The sequence below is a fragment of the Amycolatopsis albispora genome (assembly GCF_003312875.1).
GTDB classification, from domain to species: Bacteria; Actinomycetota; Actinomycetes; order Mycobacteriales; family Pseudonocardiaceae; genus Amycolatopsis; species Amycolatopsis albispora.
In genome coordinates this window covers 8,893,519-8,909,995 of sequence record NZ_CP015163.1, presented here as the reverse complement: position 1 = coordinate 8,909,995, position 16,477 = coordinate 8,893,519, and the positions used below count along the sequence as shown (strand labels likewise).

The following is a 16,477-nucleotide window of genomic DNA, read 5'->3' as shown; positions in this document are numbered from 1 at the left end:
GGCCGAGGCGGCGGCACGCGGCATCTGTCAACTCGACTGGCCGAAGACCAGATCCAGCTGCGCGGTCAACGCGGCCCGCGCGGTTTCGATCGAGTGGTAACCGGAGACGACGTAGGCGGACAGGCCGGTGGCCAGCGCGAGCAGATTGGTCGCGACCAGCCGCGCTTCGGCCAGCCCGGCGGCCGCCAGCAGCTCGGTCAGCAGTGGGTGCAGTTCGTCGGGACCGGCGGCGTGCGGCTGCGCGGCGAGCAGCGGATCGGTCAGCGCGAGCGCGGCATACGCGGCGTGGACGCAGTACAGATCGGTGCTCGCCTCGTCGTTCGGGAGCAGCTCCGCCAGGATCGCGCGCACCCGTCGTTCGGGATCGCCGGGCAGCGCGTCGAGCCGCTCGCGCAGCCGTTCGGTGATCCGCTCGCGCACGTACACCAGCCCGCCCCGCAGCAGCGCTTCCTTGGTCGGGAAGTAGTACTGCACCAGGTTCAGCGAGACCCCGGCCTCGGCCGCGACCTCGCGGAACCCGGTCGCGTGCAGGCCGCGCTCCCGGGCGCAGCGCACCAGCGCGGCGGCGAACTCGCGGCGTCGCTGCTCGTGGTCCACTCGCTTCGGCACCTTTTTATCGTACCACGGTACGATAAAACCATGATCCCGACGCGCACCTGGAAGATCGCCGCCGTCACCGGGCTCGGCGCGCTGCTCGCGATGCTCGACTCGACCCTGGTCAATCTCGCGGTCGAGGCCGTGCGTGCGGACCTGGGCAGCACGCTGCCGGTGGTGCAGTGGATCGTCACCGGCTACCTCGTCGCGCTGGCGGTCTCGCTCCCCGCGTCCGGCTGGCTGGGCGGCCGCTTCGGCTACGGTCGCGTGTGGACGGTCGCGCTGGCCGTTTTTGTGCTGGCTTCGGCGTTGTGCGCGCTCGCGCCGGGCGTGCCCGCGTTGATCGCCGCCCGGGTCCTGCAGGGACTGGCCGCCGGGCTGCTGGTGCCCGCCGGGCAGGCGGTGCTCGGCGCGGTCGCCGGACCGGCGCAGCTCGGCAGGCTGATGGGCGCGCTCGGCGTGGTGGTCAGCCTCGGCCCGGCGGTCGGCCCCGCGCTGGGCGGGCTGCTGCTGGACCTGGCGTCGTGGCGCTGGCTGTTCTGGCTCAACCTGCCGATCGGGCTGTTCGCGCTGGCCGCCGCGCGTGGCCTGGTCCCGCCGGGCGAGCGCGACCACACCCGGCCGCTGGACCTGACCGGGCTGGTCCTGCTCGGCGGCGGTCTCCCGCTGCTGCTCTACGGCGCCACCAGCCGGTCGATCCCGCTCCTGCTGGCCGGCGGAGTGCTGATCGCGTGGTTCGCGCGGACCCCGCGATCGCTGCTCGACCTGCGGCTGCTGCGCGATCGTCGGTTCGCCGCGGCCACCGTGACCACCGGGTTCACCGGCGCGAACATGTACGCGGGCCTGCTGCTCCTGCCGTTGTTCCTCCAGCTCGACGCCGGCCTCGACAGCACGGCGACCGGATTGCAGCTGCTCGCGATGGGCCTGGGCAGCGCCGGCGCGCTCTACTTCGGCGGTGCGCTGACCGACCGGCACGGCGCCGGGCTGGTCACGCTCGCCGGTGCCGTGCTGCTCGTGGTCACCACGCTGCCGTTCCTGCTGCCGCTGCCCGTTCCGGTGCTGACCGCGTTGCTGGTGGTGCGCGGCGCCGCGCTGGCACTGGCCCAGCTGCCCGCGACAACGGCGGCCTACGCGTCGGTCACCGCCGACCGGCTCGGCGACGCGACCACCCTGGTCAACATCGTGCAGCGGGCGGGCGGCGCGATCGGCGCGGCCGGGATCGCCGTACTGCTCACCCAGTCCGGGTACGGGTGGGGGTTCGGCGCGCTGGCCGTCCTGTCCGGACTGACCGTGGCCAGTGCGGCCGTTCTGCACACCGGCGCCCGGTGAATTTGGCATATTCGCGGGCATGACCCAGGAGCACCCCGCCCACGCCAGCCTGTACGGGCTGCAGGTCGGTGACGCGTTCGGCGCGCAGATCAGGTTGCCGGGCGACCACCCGGACGTCGTCGGGCGTGTGCTGCCTCCGGCGCCTTGGGCGTGGAGCGACGACACCGAGATGGCGTGCTCGGTGTTCGCCGTGCTGACCCGGCACGGCCGCATCGACCAGGACGACCTGGCCTGGCACTTCCAGCACCACTTCGACCCGGACCGCGGATACGGCTCCGGCGCCGAGCGGGTGCTGCTGCGCTACCGGCGGGGCGAATCGTGGCGGGACGTCGCGCCGTCGGTCTTCGGAAACGGGTCATGGGGCAACGGTGGCGCGATGCGCGTGGCCCCGCTCGGCGCCTGGTTCGGCCCGGACCTGGACGCGGTGGTCGCCGAGGCCGCCCGCTCGGCCGAGGTCACGCACGCCCATCCCGAAGGCGTCGCCGGTGCGGTGGCGGTGGCCGTCGCGGCCGCGCTCGCGTGCACGACCTCGCTTACGGGCGGCGATCTGCTCCGGGCGGTGGCGGCCCGGGTGGCGCCGAGCGAGGTCCGGCGGCGGATCGAGGTGGCCGCCGGATCGGGTGGTCCCGCCGAGGAGGTCGCCCGCGAACTGGGCAACGGCCGGGAAGTGAGCGCGGCCGACACGGTCCCGCTCGCGCTTTGGCTGGCCGCGCACCATTTCGGCGATTTCCCCGGTGCGATGTGGACAGCCGCACGCGTCGCCGAGGACATCGACACGGTGTGCGCGATGACCGGCGGTGTGCTCACCGCACGCACCGGCAGCGGCGCGATCCCGGTCGAGTGGTGGAATTCCTGCGAACCGCTGCCGTTGTGGTTCACCGGTCCGCCCGCGCCGCCGCCGGACCAACCCCAGGTGGTGCAGTGGGACGAATGGCAGGTCATCCACCCGCCGCCCGACGTGTGGTCCGGCGGCATGACGATGGTCTGCGGGGACTTCGAAATCGGCGTGCCGAACTGGGTCTCGCGGGAGGACGCGCTCGACTACGCGCGCGCTGTCCGCGACGGGAAAAACCCCAAAGCGCCGTTCTGACACACCTTCGCACCAACAAAATCGCGCGCGGGTGATGAACACACCGTGACCGCGCGCACCGGACGGGTTCCGCGCGTGGCCCGCCTTCACCCCACCGGTGCCCCTTGCGCTCGGCCCCTTACCGGCACTCTGCGTTGCTGATACGTTACGTTTTGCAACGATTTGCCTTTCCCGCTTTTCTGCGATCGAGGGGATCACCATGCGCAAAACCTTTTCCATGGCCGCGGTGGTCGCGGTCATCGCGACTTTGCTCGGCACCGCACCCGCCTCCGCCGCGGCCGGCCGGGTGGTGGTGTTCGAACTGGAGGTCATCGAACTGACCGTGTACCGGAATCCGGACGGCTGCTACAAATTGCCGCTGGCCGCGCACGTGCTCATCAATGAGACGAACGACACCGTGCGCATTTACGGTGATCCGTTCTGCCTCACCCCGTCGCTGAGCGTCGCGCCCGACTACGGCTCACACGTGGCCCCCGGCAGCGGAAGCTTCTCCGTTTGACCGCCCTGGTGGTCATGGGGCTCGGTTACGTCGGCCTCCCGCTGGCCAGGCTCGGCTGCCGGACCGGCCTGCCCACCCGGGGCTTCGACCTGGCCGAACCGGTGGTGACCAGCCTGAACGCGGGCCGGTCACCAGTGCACGGGGTGAGTGACGACGACCTCGCCGAAATGCGTGCCGCGGGGTTCACCGCCACCACCGGCACCGCCGTGCTGGCCGATGCGGACACCGTGGTGATCTGCGTGCCGACCGGGCTGACCCCGCAGGGAAAACCGGATCTGCGGGCGGTCCGTTCGGCGGCGGAAATCCTGTCCGCCCGGTTGCGGCCCGGCACGCTGGTGGTGCTCGAATCCACCAGTTTTCCCGGTACCACGGAGGAGGTGGTGCGGCCCATTCTGGAAAACGGCAGCGGCCTGGTCGCCGGGGAGGATTTCCACCTGGTGTATTCACCGGAACGGATCGATCCGGGAAATCCGCGGTTCGACATCTCGAACACCCCGAAGGTGATCGGCGGATACACCCCGCTCTGCGCGAAGCACGGTGCCGCGTTCTACGGCGAACTGGTGGACACCGTGGTGATCGCCAGGGGCACCCGCGAGGCCGAGATGTCGAAACTGCTGGAAAACACCTACCGGTTCGTCAACATCGCGCTGGTGAACGAGATCGCGGTGTTCTGCGACCGGATGGGCATCGACGTGTGGGACGTGCTGGAATGCGCCGCGACCAAGCCGTTCGGCTTCGCGCCGTTCCGGCCGGGCCCCGGGATCGGCGGGCACTGCATCCCGGTCGATCCGCTGTACCTGACCAGCAAGGCGCAGCGTGAGGGGTTCTCGTTCAGCCTGGTGTCGGCGGCCAGGCAGATCAACGACGGCATGCCGGAGTACGTGGCCCGGCGGGCCGCGGCCATTCTCGCCGACCGAGGTGGGCGGCTGGCCGGCGCCGAGGTACTGCTGCTCGGTGTGACGTACAAGCCGGACGTGCCGGACGTGCGGGAGTCACCCGCGATCGCGGTGGCCGAAGCGTTCGCCGAGCGCGGAGCGAAGCTGCGGTACCACGATCCCCACATCGAACGGTTCGAAGTGGACGGTGTGGCGCTGGACCGGGTCACCGACCTGCCCGCCGCGCTCGCCGACGCCGAGTTGACCGTGTTGTTGCAGGACCACGCCTGCTACGAAAGCGCGCTGCTGGCGCGTGAAGCCCGCTGCCTGCTCGACACCCGTGGCCGGGTCGCCGGGCACCGCGTGCGGCTTCTCTGAAAAGGACTTCCGCCGGAACCATGCCGGTGGGGGCTGTTCGAAAAACAATCCGGAGTAGAGGAAAGGACATTTTCATGACCACCGCTGTTGCTCAGGATCGGCTCACCCAGCGCTTCGAGAAGTGGGACACCAACGGGGACGGCGCGCTCGAACTCGCCGACTTCCAGGAGGAGGCGCGCCGGATCGCGGAGGCCTTCGCCAAGGACAGCTCGTCACCGGAAACCAGGAACCTGCTGAACGCCTTCACCGGGTTGTTCGAATACCTCGCCACGCAGGCGGGGGTCGGCAAGAACGGCTCGCTGTCGGAGGAGCAGTTCCGCGCGGTGACCGAGCGGCTCATCTTCCAGGAGGGCGAGGCGAGCTTCAACCGCGTGATGCGCCCGGTGATCAAGGGCGTGATCGGCATGTGCGACGACAACCACGACGGCCAGATCAACGGTGACGAGTTCGCCATCTGGCTGGGCGCGGTCGGCGTGGACAAGGACGAGGCCCGCGCGGCGTTCGACCAGATCGACACCTCGGGTGACGGCCAGCTGTCCACTGAGGAACTGCTCGCCGCGGTGCGCAGCTTCCACTTCGGCAAGCTGAACGTGCCGCTACTGGGCTGAGGGAGCCGACACGAATGTGGCTTTCGGGGCGTTTTCCGCTCCGAAAGCCACATTCGTGTCCGGGGCGGGGCGGAAGGCGACCGGGGTTTCCGGGGTGAGCGCCAGGTCGGCGCCGGTCACCACTTCGGCGCGGGCGATCAGGATGTTGTAGTGGTTGGGGAAGTGGCAGGCGTCGAAGCCGAGCAGCGTGCCGACGAAACGGTCGCCGAGCCAGAACTCGTCGCCGCGGTCGAGCACGCCCGCGCAGGACATCTCGGCGAAACCGAGGAACCCGACGCGGTCGATTCGCGCGCCCGCCTCGGTTTCACGGTGGTCGGTGGTCACCAATTCGTGAACCTCGCCGCGGCGAACGCATCGGCTGGCGTGGGGTTCCAGGCTCATGCCGCGTTCGTCGCGGCGGTGCAGCAGGACTTTCACCAGCACTCCGGTGACGGCGCGCTTCGGCCCGTTTTCCTTCATTTGCCCTCCAACACGGCTTCGCGGCGATAGCTCGCGTCGACCAGTTCCAGCGCGGCGAGCCCTTGATCCGGTGCGCCGCCGAGGAAATCGGCGAGCACGCCCTCGTATTCGTGCCACAGCGAGTTCTTGAACCCGGTGAAGCCGTCGAGCAGGTCGGCCGTCCGGGTGGTGCCGTCGGCCAGCTCGACGCGGACGTCCTTGGTCTCGCCGGGATACGACCAGTCAAGCTCGACGCGGGCCGGGGTGCCGTCACCCGCCTGCAACCGGACCACCGCCACCCGATCGACGCCGGCGGGGTCGCGCTTGATGGCCACGTCTTCGACGGTCACGTCGCCGAGGAAGAGCCGCACGAGGTCGAACGCGTTGGGCCCGTTGTCAGCCACGCAGCCACCACCGCAGCGCGCGGCGTCGAGATACCACGCGTCCTCGCCGACGTGCTCCTCGATCTTTTCCAGGTAGCGGACGGTCAGTCCGGTGATTCCGGGGCCTCGCAGATCCCTGGTGAGTTGGCGCACGTTCCGGTTGTACCGCCGGTGGAAGGCGGTGAACACCCGCCCGCCGAGCGCGGCCACCCGCCGCCCGGCCTCGAGCTCGATTGCCAACGGCTTCTCGACGCACACCGACACCCCGGCTTCGACGGCTTCGCGGCAGAGCTGCTCGTGGGTGTCGTTGGGCGTGGTGACCACCAGGGTGTCGATCCGGGGGAGCATCGCGCGGTGGTCGGTGAAGCAGGCGGTCATGCCTTCGAAGGGCGTGAGGGCCTCCCGCCGCAGATCGCACACCGCCGCCAACTCGGTCGCGGGATTAGCGGAAATCGCGGCGAGGTAATACTTGGAGATAACGCCGAGCCCGACCACGCCCACCCGCACCACCTTCACCGCCGCCTCCACTGGCTCTGTGCCCCATTGGCCAACCGCCTCGCTGGCTTCGCTCCGGAGTGGCCCAGTGGCCCAGCCTCTTTCGCGCCCGAGTAGCTCGCTGGCCAAGTGGCACTCTCACCCGGCTGCCTCGCTGACCAACTGGCTTCCGCACCCGGGTGGCTCATCGGCCAAGTGGCTTTCGCGGCCCACTGGCTAAGTCGCCAGGTGGCGCTCGCACCCGAACGGCTGAATGGCCGAGTGACTCTCGTACCCCTGCCGCCCCACCACCAAGTGACTCTCGTGCCGCAGCAACTCAGCCGCCGCGTAGTTCTCGTGCCCCTGTGACTCAGCCACCAAGTGGCTTTCGCGCCCCACTGGCTAAGTGGCCAGGTCGCGCGCCGCTGGTTTGGTGGCCAAGTGGCAAAGTGGCTAGTCCACTCGGCCACTGGGCCACTGTGCCGCCCCTCTGAAGCGTTCCTCACGCGGCCAACGCTTCCCTCCGGCCACGCGGCCGCCGGGGCAGTGGGCAGCCCCGCTGCCCTGCTGGCTCCGCCGCGCCAGCGACCGCGAGGAGCGAGTCCCGGCCAAGCCTTCAAATCGAATAGGTGGGCAGCCGCGTGGGCTAGTGGCTGAGCCAGCAAGCCACTCGGCCACCGGACCATCGTGTCGGCTGCGGGCTCGGGGGCCTGGGTGTCCTCGGCTGAGGGTGGCTCGTTCCCCAAGAGAAGTGGCGTAGGAGCTGGGTGGTCTAGTGGATGAGCCACTTGGCCACTAGACCGCCCAGCCACTTGGCCACTCGGACATACAGCCACTTGACCACGCCGACTGCTCATCGGGGCAGGGAAAGGTCGGCGTGGACTGGGGTGGCCAGTGGGACGCCGGCCCGCAGGTTCGTCTCGGCCAGTTCCGCTTCTGGCCAGCCTGGGTATCGCACGGTGCCTGGGCAAGCCAGCAGGGCGCCGAACATCGTCCGCACGTCCAGTGTGAAGTCGGCCAGTTGAGGCGCGATGGCCAGCATGAAGAAACCGATGTCATCATCCCGCCCCCGGTCGCCGGCGACCGCGGCCGGGGAAGGGCCGTGGCCGGCGCCGGACAGGGACGCGGCCAGCAGTTCGACCACCAACCCGAGCCCGAAACCCTTGTACGCCCCCGTCTCCGGCCGACCACCCAGCCACTGCAGGTGCGCCTGCCCGTGGTCAAAAGCCGCCGGGTCGGTTACCGGGCGGCCCTCGTCGTCGGCCAGCCAGCCCGGCGGGACGGGCAGTCCATCCCGCGCGGCCGCCCGTACGCGACCCGTCGGCACCACCGTGGTGCTCATGTCCAACACAAACGGCCGCCGCGGCAGGGCGGGGGCGGCCACGCTCAGGGGATTCGTGCCCAGCATCGGCACCGTGCCGCCCGGCGGGCGCGCGATCCGCTGGTTCCCGCAGTTGCTCATCACCACCCCGACCATGCCCGCCCGCGCCGCCCGGCGGGCGTGGAAGCCGGCGCTGCCAAAATGCGTGGCACCCCGCACCGAGACCAGGCCGATCCCGTGCCACTCCGCGCGTTCCACCGCCGAGTCCATCGCCTCCGCCGCCGCCCACAGGCCCAGCGCCCGCTGCGCGTCGAGCACCGCGCAGGCGCCGAGGTCGCTCACCACCGCCGGCTCCGCGTCCGCGACTATGCGGCCCTCGTCGAACTGCTTGAGGTACAACGGTTTCAGGTTCGCCAGGCCATGCGAGCCCAGCCCGTGCAGATCGGCGTAGACCAGCGCCTCCGCCGCCAGCCTGGCCCGGTGCGACGGCACGCCGCGCCGGGTGAACTCCCCCGCGGTGAACGCCAGCAACTCGGCATAGGGCACGCGGATTGTCGAAGGCGCGACAAGTTCGGCGGTCATGGGGTTCCTTTCACGGCTGGAGCACGGACTCGCGCGAAGGCGAGCAGGATGCGCGAGACGGCCGCCGCGAACTCCTCCAGTTCGGCGAGTTCGGCGTATTCGCCCGCGGCGTGCGCGTTGTTCCCGTCCAGCGAGCCGGGGCCGAGCACCGCGGTGAACGCACCCGGCACCCCGTCCATCCAGATCGCGTCACAGGTGAACGCCTGTTCATCACTTCCCCAGGCAGCCACGCCCGCCTGGGTGGTCAGCAGGTTCTCGGCCCACCGGTCACCGCCGTCGAGACACGGCAGCCCGATCTTGAGCCAGTCCAGCCGGGTGATCTCCGCGGCGTCGGCGGCGGTCCGGCCGAACACCTGCGTCCCGCCGAACTTCGCGGCGAACTCCGCCAGCCCGGCGTGGTACACCCGCTCGACCCGGGCCGCCAGTTCCCGGCCCTCGGCCGACGACTCGTACGGCAGGTTCAGCAGCAACTGCCCCGTGCCGTAGACGCGGTTGTGCTGGTCACCGGTGTGCAGCCCGGCCACGCAGAAGCGCCCGCCGAGCGTGGCCGCCAGGTACTGCGCGAGAAAGCCCAGCAGCACGGTGGCGTTGTGCCCGGCTTCCGGCCGGTCGTCGATCGCGCCCTGCCCGGCCACCCGGACCCGCGCCGTCATCGCGGCCGTCGCCCTGGTCAGGTACCGCATGCCGGTGGGCTCGCAGAAGATGTTGAGCCGCCCGTGGAACCCGGCGGCGACCAGCCGCCGGGTGCCGATCGTGCCCAGCGCGCCACCCTCCTCACCGGACACCACCTGCAGGATGACCCCGATTTCACGCCCGACCGCCGGGCTCAGCTGGATCGCCTGGCGCACCCCGGCGAGCAGCGCCACCGCCGGCCCCTTCGCGTCGATCGCGCCTCGCCCGGTGAACCGGCGGCCGTCGAACGACACCGGTTCGAACCCGGCGACCGTGTCGAGGTGCACGTTGAACATGATCGTCGCGCCGAACGGCAGCGCCCGGCCCAGCCGCAGCACCAGGCTGGGCTGCCCGGCGAGAAAGCCCGGCGTGCCCGCCGCTTCCCGGACGGCCGCGGGCACGTCGTCGCGCAACACGTCGGCGGGCCGCGCGCAGTCGTGCCGGGCCGTCCGGAAGCCGATCGCCTGCGCGGCCTCCGCGTACAGCGTCTGCGCCTGCCACAGCTGCGCGGCCGGTTCCCCGTCACCGGCTTCGAGCGGGCTGATCGTCGGCGTGCGCAGCAACCGCAGCAGCAGGTCCTGATCGGACGGCAGCAGCAGCCCGGTCACCGCGGGATCTCCACGCCCAGCCGTTCCAGCTCGCGCCCGGCCGCGACAAAGGCGTCCGCCGCGGTGTCCCCGGCGACCTTTCCCTGGTGCGGCACCGTGGTCAGGTGCGGCTCGAGCGAAAACGCACCCCGGTACCCGCATTCGAGCAGCAACCGCAGCGAGTCGGCGACCCGCGCCTCCCCCTGTCCCGGCAGCCGGAACCGGGCCTCGCCGTCGACCACCACCGCGTCCTTGACGTGCACGTGCTCGACGTGTTCGACGACCTCAGCGAGCAGATCGTGCCCCGCGTATCCGTGCGCCACCCCGTTGCCGGTGTCGTAGAGCAACCGCAGGTACGGGCTGTCGACGGCGGCGAGCAGTTCGAGCGCGCGCTCGGCGCTCGAACCCGCCCAGCCGGAGCAGTTCTCGTGCAGCAGCACCACGTCCACCTCGGCCGCGCGGTCGACCAGCCGCCGCACCCGGTCGAGCACGCGCCGCCGCCATTCGTCCTCCGGCAGGTCCGCGTTCGGATACGACATGATCCGGATGAACCGCGTGTCCAGCGCGAGGCACCAGTCGAGCAGCTCGTCGAGTTCGTGCAGCTCACGGGCGAACGGCTCGGTGATCGGCCGCGCCCAGTTGCCGATCCGCGAATCGAGGCAGACCACCTCCAGCCCGGCGTCACTGATCGCGGTTTCCACCCGCCGCAGCCCGTCCAGGCCCAGGTCGGCGATCGCCCGGCCGTCCACGCTGCGCAGCTCCAGCTGCCGCCAGCCCAGCCGCCGGATCGCGCCCACCTGGGCCGCCAGTCTCGCGCCTGCCTCGTCACCGATCCCGGCGAAGGACAGCTCACGGCGCATGGGGGGCCACCAGCCCGCGCGCGCACCGCTCCTTCGCCTCGATCAGCAGCCGCGCGGCCCGTTCGTGCACCTCGATCCCGGTGGGCAGGCCGTCGCGGAAGGCGCGGTAGGTGCGCAGGAAGAACGCGGTGAGCGCGTCGTCGCGGAACACCTCGCGCTCGATCCGGTGCGGTGAGACCACCTCCAGCTGGGCGTGGTCGTCCTCACAGCTGAGCGGGTAGTGCCCGGTGACAATGCCGTGGTCGAAGCTGAGCGAAATGCTGCGCTCGCGGATCGGCGAGGTGAGATCGGACCGCAGCCTGCTGAGCACGCCGCCGTCGTGCCGCAGGGTCAGCGAAGCGCCGCCGAGGCGCGGGATCTCCCGTCCGTCGCAGGCCATGTCCGACCATTCCGCCTCCACCAGTTCGGCCGGACCGGCCAGCCGCAGCGCCACCGGCACCGCGTGCGGCAGTTCGACCTCGCAGGCGTTCGAGTGCCCCGGATTGGTGAGCGACCGGTGGAACCGCGGCTTGTGCTGGTTCACCGTCAGCGAGCGCAGGCTGCCGAACTCGCCCGACCGCGCCAGTTTCACCAGCCGTTCGGTGAGGCTCGCCGACAGCCAGGGCGCCACCACCGCGATCCGCAGGCCGAACCGGCGGCGCAGCACGCCGATCCGGTCGAGTTCGCGGCGCCCGGTGCCGAGCGGCTTTTCCACGATGAACCGGCGGAATCCGTTGCGCGCCAGTTCTTCGAGCAGGTTCAGCCGGGAACCCGGCGGCGTGCACAGGTGGGCGACCGCCGATCCGGGGTCCACCCGCCCCATCGCCTCGCCGAGGCTGGCCGCGACCCGGACCCGGGAAAGGTGCGGCAGTTCCACCGGCCGGGGGTCGTAGGCGAGAATCGGGTGATCCGCGAACACGCCCGGCAACCCGGTTTCGCCGATCCTGGCCAGTACCGGGAGGTGCAGCGCGGCACCCGCCCTGCCGAGGCCGAGCACCAGGGTTTGCAGCATGATTCTCTTCTCGATCGGGGAAGGCTGTCCGTCGTAATATCCGCCGGTCCGGCCGCCATAGTCGAGAACCGTGCCGGGAAACTGACCGCAAAGAGTGAAAACCGGACCGGTTACCATTCATCCCTTTTCGCCGCCCGGACACTCGGCTACTTTCGGTGCGTGACCCCGCAGCGGAGAGTGATGCTCGACGAGCCCCGTCAAACCCGTGCTGAAGTGCGGTTTTTCGCGCAGAATGCCACGTTCGAGCGACTGTGGCCCCTCATCCGCGCCCGGGTCGGCGAGGTTTTCGACAACGGAAAGTTCTCGCACGGCAAACAGGTCGCTCAATTGGAGCAGCGGCTGCGTGAATACACCGGGGCGCAATACGTCGTCGGGGTGAACAGCGGCACCGACGCGCTCGTTCTTTTGCTCCGGGCGGCCGGCTTGAAACCCGGTGACGGTGTCATCGTGCCCGCTTTCTCCTTCGTCGCCACCGCTTCCGCGGTGGTGCTCGCCGGCGGGGTCCCGCAATTCGCCGACATAGATCCCGGCAATTACGCACTCAACCCCGGTGCCATCGAAACGGCGCTCACCCCGGCCAGCCGGTTCGTGCTCCCGGCGCACCTGTTCACCTCCATCGCCGACATGGCCTCCATCAGGGAAATCGCCGGGCGGAACGAGCTGACCGTGCTGGAGGACAGCGCCGAAGGCATCGGCATGCGGCAACGCGGCATACATTCCGGTCTGCACGGAAAAGGCGGCGTGCTGTCGTTCTTCCCGAGCAAGACACTCGGCGCGCTCGGCGACGCGGGCGCGGTGCTCACCAACGATCCCGGCATCGCCGGGCGGGTGGCGGCGTTGCGCCACCACGGCCGCGGCGGCCGCACCCTCGACCACTTCCCCGGCATTTCCACCGAATCCGGGCTCATCGGCACCAACAGCAAAATGGACGACATCCAGGCAGCGATCCTGCTGGCCAAGCTCACCTGCCTGGACGAGGACATCGCCCGGCGGCGTGCCCTGGCCCTCGAATACGGCGCCGGCCTCGCCGGGATTCCCGGCATCCGGCGGAGACCGGAGCTTGGGCCCGACGACGTCTGCTACGTCTACCTGATCGAAGCCGACCGCCGCGACGAACTGGCCGCGTACCTGGCGGAAGCCGGGATCGGCACGGAGACCTACTACCCCATCCCCCTGCACCGGCAGCCCTGCTTCGCCGAGTTCGGCCCGCATCCCGACCTGCCACACGCCGAAGCGGCGTGTGCCCGCGCGCTGGCCCTCCCGCTCTACCCGGATCTCGAAGCCCGCGACGTGCACACCGTCTGCGCGCACATCCGCCGGTTCTACGCCGAGGTCGCGGCATGAGCATCCCGTTCTTCCCGCCCGACCTGTTCGAACAGGACCGCGAGGTGCTGCTGGACCTGCTTCACCGCATCGGCACCGCCCACGAACAGCGGTTCATCCTCGGCGAGCACACCGCCCGCTTCGAGCAGCTGCTCCGCACCGAACTGCCCGCCGCCGACGTGATCGCCTGCGCCACCGGCACCTCCGCGCTCACGCTCACGCTGCGGGCGATGGGCGTCGGCCAGGGGGACGAAGTGGTGGTGCCCGCGTTCGGCTGCGCCCCGCTCGCCTCGGCCGTGGCCGAGCTCGGTGCCACCCCGGTGTTCACCGACATCCGCCCGCACACCATGGTGCTCGACCCGGACCTGGCGGAGGCGGCGATCACCCCGCGCACCAAGGTCCTGATGCCCGCGCACCTGTTCTCCGTGATGGCCGACATGCCGCGGTTCACCGCGCTCGGCAGGGCGCACGGCCTGCGTGTGCTGGAGGACTCGGCCGTCGCGCAGGGCGCCGTGCTCGGCGGTCGCAAGGCCGGTACCTGGGGCGACGCCGGGGTGTTCTCCTTCGTGCAGGTCAAGTCGTTCGGCATGCCGGGTGAGGGCGGCGCGGTGGTCACCGACGACGCCGAGCTGGCACGGACGGTCCGGCTGCTGCGCAACCACGGCCAGGACGGCAGAACCCGGTTCCTGCACCACCGGATCGGCTACAACAGCCGGTTCGACGAGATCCAGGCCGCCTTCCAGCTGCACCGCTACGACGGGCTGGCCGCCCGCCTCGAGCGCCGCGCGCGCATCGCCGAGTACTACACCGAACAGTTCACCCCGCTCGCCGACGACGGCATCGTGCCGCCGCCCACCGGCCGCGACGGCCGCTGCTACTACGTCTACACGCTGCTCGCCGACCAGCGGGACGCGTTGCGCGCGCACCTGCGGGCGCGGGGTGTCGAGACGCACGTCTACTACCCGCTCCCCTTGCCGCGCCAGCCCGCGTTCGCCCGGTTCGCGCCGCCGGGACGGCGCTGGCCGCAGGCCGAACTGGCTGCCGCGCGCATCCTCTCGCTGCCGGTGTACCCGCAGCTGAGCGATGCCGAAGTCGAGCGGATCGCCGACGCGGTCCGCGCCTTCGTCCCGTCCCGCCAGCTCGCCGATCAGGAGGCAAGATGACCAGGAGTCAGGACCGGCTGCTCGCCCAGTGGCGGGCCGAGCCGATCCGGGAGAGCAAGTTCCGGAGCTACGTCCGGCTCGCGAAGCTCGACGTGTTCGACTACTACCTGAGCCTTTTTGTGGTGCTCGCCGCGATCCTGGCCACCACCACGCAGTTCAGCGTCGAAGTGTTCCCGATGCTGCTGTGCTTTGTGGCCGGTGAGATCTGCGTGCTCGCCTCGCTGGTCGCCTTCGACGACTACACCGGCTTCGCCGACGGCAGCGACGTCGCCAACTACGGGCCCGACGCGCCGCTGCGGCGGAAGCTGCGCAAGCCGCTGGTCGCGGGTACGTTGACGCCCGCGGAGGCGCTGCGGTTCGCCTGGGGCGCGGCGGCCGCGGGCGCTGCGCTGTGGACCGCGGCGATCCTGATCGGACCGTACCGTCCGATGTGGACCGTCATCTTGCTGGTGGTCACCTTTGTCGTTTCGCTCCAGTACTCGTACGGCATCAAGCTGAGCTACCACGGGTTCCAGGAGATCTACCTGGCCGCGCTCGGCTGGGTGCTGGTGCTCGCGCCGTACGCGCTGGCCACCGGCACGATCAACGCCTTCGTGGTGGTGCAGGCGCTGATCTTCGGCCTCGGCCCGCTGCTGTTCGGCGTCTACTCCAACACCAACGACATCGAGGGCGACCGCAGCGTCGGGCGGACCACGGTCGCGTCCACGGTTTCCCCGCGTGCCAACGCGCGGTTCGTCGCGGCGCTTTCGCTGGCGGAGTTCGCGATCGGCGCCGTCGGCTCGCTGACCGGCGCCGCGCCCTGGTGGTTCGTGCTGGCGATGGCCCCGGCCACGATGATGCGCGCGAGGCAGTGGCACCGCGGGTTCAAGCTGGGCGACATCATGACCGCCCGGCGGATGGGCTTCCGCGTGCACCGGCTTTCGGTGCTGCTGCTGGTGCTGGCCAACCTGCTCGTGCTGGCGCTCGGATGAGCGGGGCACCGGACGTGGCCGTGGTCGGCGCCGGTATCGCCGGGCTGACCGTGGCGCACGAACTGCGGCGAGCCGGGCTGTCGGTGCGGGTGTTCGAGGCGACCGGGCAGGTCGGCGGGCGGATGGCCAGCGTGCGTCACGGCGGCTACACCATCGACACCGGCGCCGAGCAGCTCTCCGCCGAGGGTTACCGCGCCACCTGGGAACTCCTGCGCCGCGCCGGGGTGCCGATCGCGGACGTGCCGTCGATCCGTAGCTCGGTCGGGGTCTGGCGCGACGGCCGCGCGCACGCCGCGCTCACCCCGCAAAGCACCGCGCTGTCACTTCGCGCGCGCTGGGAGCTGACGCGATTCCTGATGCGCGCCAAACGGAATCGGCGCCGGTTCGACACGGACCGTCCAGAAGAGACGCCGCTGGGCGCGGCCACCGTCGCCGAGTTCACCGAGCGCTTCCACCGCGACCTGCACGACTACCTCTTCCAGCCGCTCGGCGCGAACTTCTTCGGCTGGCGGGCGGACCGCTCCACCATCGCGCCGATGGCCTGCCTGATGCTGGCGGTCGGCCCGGCCACCGCCTGGCGCACGTACGCCGACGGCATGGACACGCTCGCGCGGCGGCTGGCCGCCGATCTCGACGTCGAAACCGATCACCCGGTCGAAGAAGTGGTCACCGAGGGCTCGCACGCCAGGGTGACCACCGCGGCAGGCACCTTCCACGCGCGGGCGGCGGTGTTGTGCGTGCCCGCGCCGGTCGCGACGGAACTGCACGCCAACCCGGCTCCGGCGGCCGAACCGTATCTCGCCGCGTGTTCGTTCACGCCGATGCTCAAGCTCAGCTGCCTGCTGGACCGGCCGCTCGGCCTGACCGCGAACCGCCCGCTGTACGTGCTGCTCACCCCCGCCGCCGAGGAATCCGTGCTGTCCGGGGTGATCGTCGACCACGAGAAGCACAGCTCCCGCGCGCCGGACGGCCGTGGCCTGGTCAGCCTCTGCGCGGCGCCTTCGGTGGCCGCCGAACTGATCGACGCGCCGGAGGGCGACATCGTGCCGCGCCTGCTCGGCGCGGGCGAACGGTTCCTGCCCGGGCTGGGCGCGGCGACCAGGGACACCCTGGTGCACCGCTTCCGGCACGGCCTGCCCGAGGCGACCCCGGCCGCGCTCGCGTTGCGCGCCGGGTTCGAGGCGCGGCCGATCGGGCCGGTCGAGTACGCGGGCGACTGGATTTCCCTGCGGCCCAGCAGCGAAGGCGCGATCCGCGCCGGGGCGCTGGCCGCCTCGAGGGTGCTGCACCACCTGCACCACTGCCGCATCGGCATGAAGGAGGCGGTGTGAGGCCGTAC

The 16,477-nt window shown here is 70.8% G+C and carries 16 protein-coding genes; 9 read left to right on the top strand and 7 right to left on the bottom strand.

The window, feature by feature from the left end; translation table 11 throughout:
• Positions 1 to 27: 27 nt before the first annotated feature.
• Positions 28 to 609 carry a TetR/AcrR family transcriptional regulator gene (locus A4R43_RS41465; RefSeq protein WP_113697082.1) on the bottom strand — a complete coding sequence of 194 codons (582 nt, stop codon included), beginning with the start codon at positions 607 to 609 and terminating at the stop codon, positions 28 to 30.
• A gap of 30 nt (positions 610 to 639) precedes the next feature.
• Between A4R43_RS41465 and A4R43_RS41460 the strand changes: the two genes are divergently transcribed.
• From A4R43_RS41460 to A4R43_RS41440, 5 genes are all read left to right on the top strand, one after another.
• On the top strand, positions 640 to 1,923 hold the full coding sequence (locus tag A4R43_RS41460; protein WP_113697081.1) for a DHA2 family efflux MFS transporter permease subunit: 1,284 nt from the start codon (positions 640 to 642) through the stop codon (positions 1,921 to 1,923).
• 19 nt (positions 1,924 to 1,942) lie between these two features.
• Positions 1,943 to 3,013, top strand: coding sequence for an ADP-ribosylglycohydrolase family protein (locus tag A4R43_RS41455; RefSeq protein WP_113697080.1), 1,071 nt, complete (start codon positions 1,943 to 1,945; stop codon positions 3,011 to 3,013).
• Between the two features lie 97 nt (positions 3,014 to 3,110).
• A complete protein-coding gene (locus A4R43_RS41450; RefSeq protein WP_236808615.1) occupies positions 3,111 to 3,512 on the top strand; it encodes a hypothetical protein in 402 nt (133 codons plus the stop codon).
• Positions 3,513 to 3,526: 14 nt separating this feature from the next.
• Positions 3,527 to 4,765, top strand: coding sequence for a nucleotide sugar dehydrogenase (locus A4R43_RS41445; RefSeq protein WP_113698229.1), 1,239 nt, complete (start codon positions 3,527 to 3,529; stop codon positions 4,763 to 4,765).
• A 74-nt stretch (positions 4,766 to 4,839) separates the two neighbouring features.
• Entirely contained in the window at positions 4,840 to 5,373 is a 534-nt protein-coding gene (locus A4R43_RS41440; RefSeq protein ID WP_113697079.1) for an EF-hand domain-containing protein, read from the top strand.
• On the opposite strand, the gene A4R43_RS41435 is transcribed toward A4R43_RS41440, so the two are convergent.
• The 6 genes from A4R43_RS41435 to A4R43_RS41410 all read right to left on the bottom strand — a co-directional run bounded on the left by A4R43_RS41435 (position 5,362) and on the right by A4R43_RS41410 (position 11,681).
• A complete protein-coding gene (locus A4R43_RS41435; protein WP_236808613.1) occupies positions 5,362 to 5,832 on the bottom strand; it encodes a DUF6917 domain-containing protein in 471 nt (156 codons plus the stop codon). The genes A4R43_RS41440 and A4R43_RS41435 overlap by 12 nt on opposite strands.
• Positions 5,829 to 6,710 (bottom strand): Gfo/Idh/MocA family protein, encoded by an 882-nt coding sequence (locus tag A4R43_RS41430; protein WP_113698228.1) that lies wholly within the window; start codon positions 6,708 to 6,710, stop codon positions 5,829 to 5,831. The genes A4R43_RS41435 and A4R43_RS41430 overlap by 4 nt, the downstream gene beginning before the upstream one ends.
• An 811-nt stretch (positions 6,711 to 7,521) precedes the next feature.
• Positions 7,522 to 8,571, bottom strand: coding sequence for an Ldh family oxidoreductase (locus A4R43_RS41425; protein ID WP_113697078.1), 1,050 nt, complete (start codon positions 8,569 to 8,571; stop codon positions 7,522 to 7,524).
• Positions 8,568 to 9,851, bottom strand: a complete 1,284-nt coding sequence (locus A4R43_RS41420; protein ID WP_113697077.1) for a M20/M25/M40 family metallo-hydrolase — start codon at positions 9,849 to 9,851, stop codon at positions 8,568 to 8,570. Before A4R43_RS41420 ends, A4R43_RS41425 begins: the two co-directional genes overlap by 4 nt.
• Entirely contained in the window at positions 9,848 to 10,690 is an 843-nt protein-coding gene (locus A4R43_RS41415; protein ID WP_113697076.1) for a sugar phosphate isomerase/epimerase family protein, read from the bottom strand. The genes A4R43_RS41420 and A4R43_RS41415 overlap by 4 nt, the downstream gene beginning before the upstream one ends.
• Positions 10,680 to 11,681, bottom strand: a complete 1,002-nt coding sequence (locus A4R43_RS41410) for a Gfo/Idh/MocA family oxidoreductase (RefSeq protein ID WP_113697075.1) — start codon at positions 11,679 to 11,681, stop codon at positions 10,680 to 10,682. The genes A4R43_RS41415 and A4R43_RS41410 overlap by 11 nt, the downstream gene beginning before the upstream one ends.
• On the opposite strand from A4R43_RS41410, the gene A4R43_RS41405 reads away from it, so the two are divergent.
• From A4R43_RS41405 to A4R43_RS41390, 4 genes are read left to right on the top strand one after another with little or no spacing between them, the layout of a single operon-like run.
• Positions 11,631 to 13,025 (top strand): DegT/DnrJ/EryC1/StrS family aminotransferase, encoded by a 1,395-nt coding sequence (locus tag A4R43_RS41405; RefSeq protein WP_335645138.1) that lies wholly within the window; start codon positions 11,631 to 11,633, stop codon positions 13,023 to 13,025. The two genes, A4R43_RS41410 and A4R43_RS41405, sit on opposite strands and share 51 nt — an antisense overlap.
• Complete coding sequence (locus A4R43_RS41400; RefSeq protein WP_113697073.1) at positions 13,022 to 14,167, top strand: DegT/DnrJ/EryC1/StrS family aminotransferase; 1,146 nt, start codon at positions 13,022 to 13,024, stop codon at positions 14,165 to 14,167. The genes A4R43_RS41405 and A4R43_RS41400 overlap by 4 nt, the downstream gene beginning before the upstream one ends.
• A complete protein-coding gene (locus A4R43_RS41395) occupies positions 14,164 to 15,138 on the top strand; it encodes a UbiA family prenyltransferase (protein WP_113697072.1) in 975 nt (324 codons plus the stop codon). Before A4R43_RS41400 ends, A4R43_RS41395 begins: the two co-directional genes overlap by 4 nt.
• A complete protein-coding gene (locus tag A4R43_RS41390; protein WP_113697071.1) occupies positions 15,135 to 16,469 on the top strand; it encodes a protoporphyrinogen/coproporphyrinogen oxidase in 1,335 nt (444 codons plus the stop codon). Before A4R43_RS41395 ends, A4R43_RS41390 begins: the two co-directional genes overlap by 4 nt.
• The last annotated feature ends 8 nt before the right edge of the window (positions 16,470 to 16,477 follow it).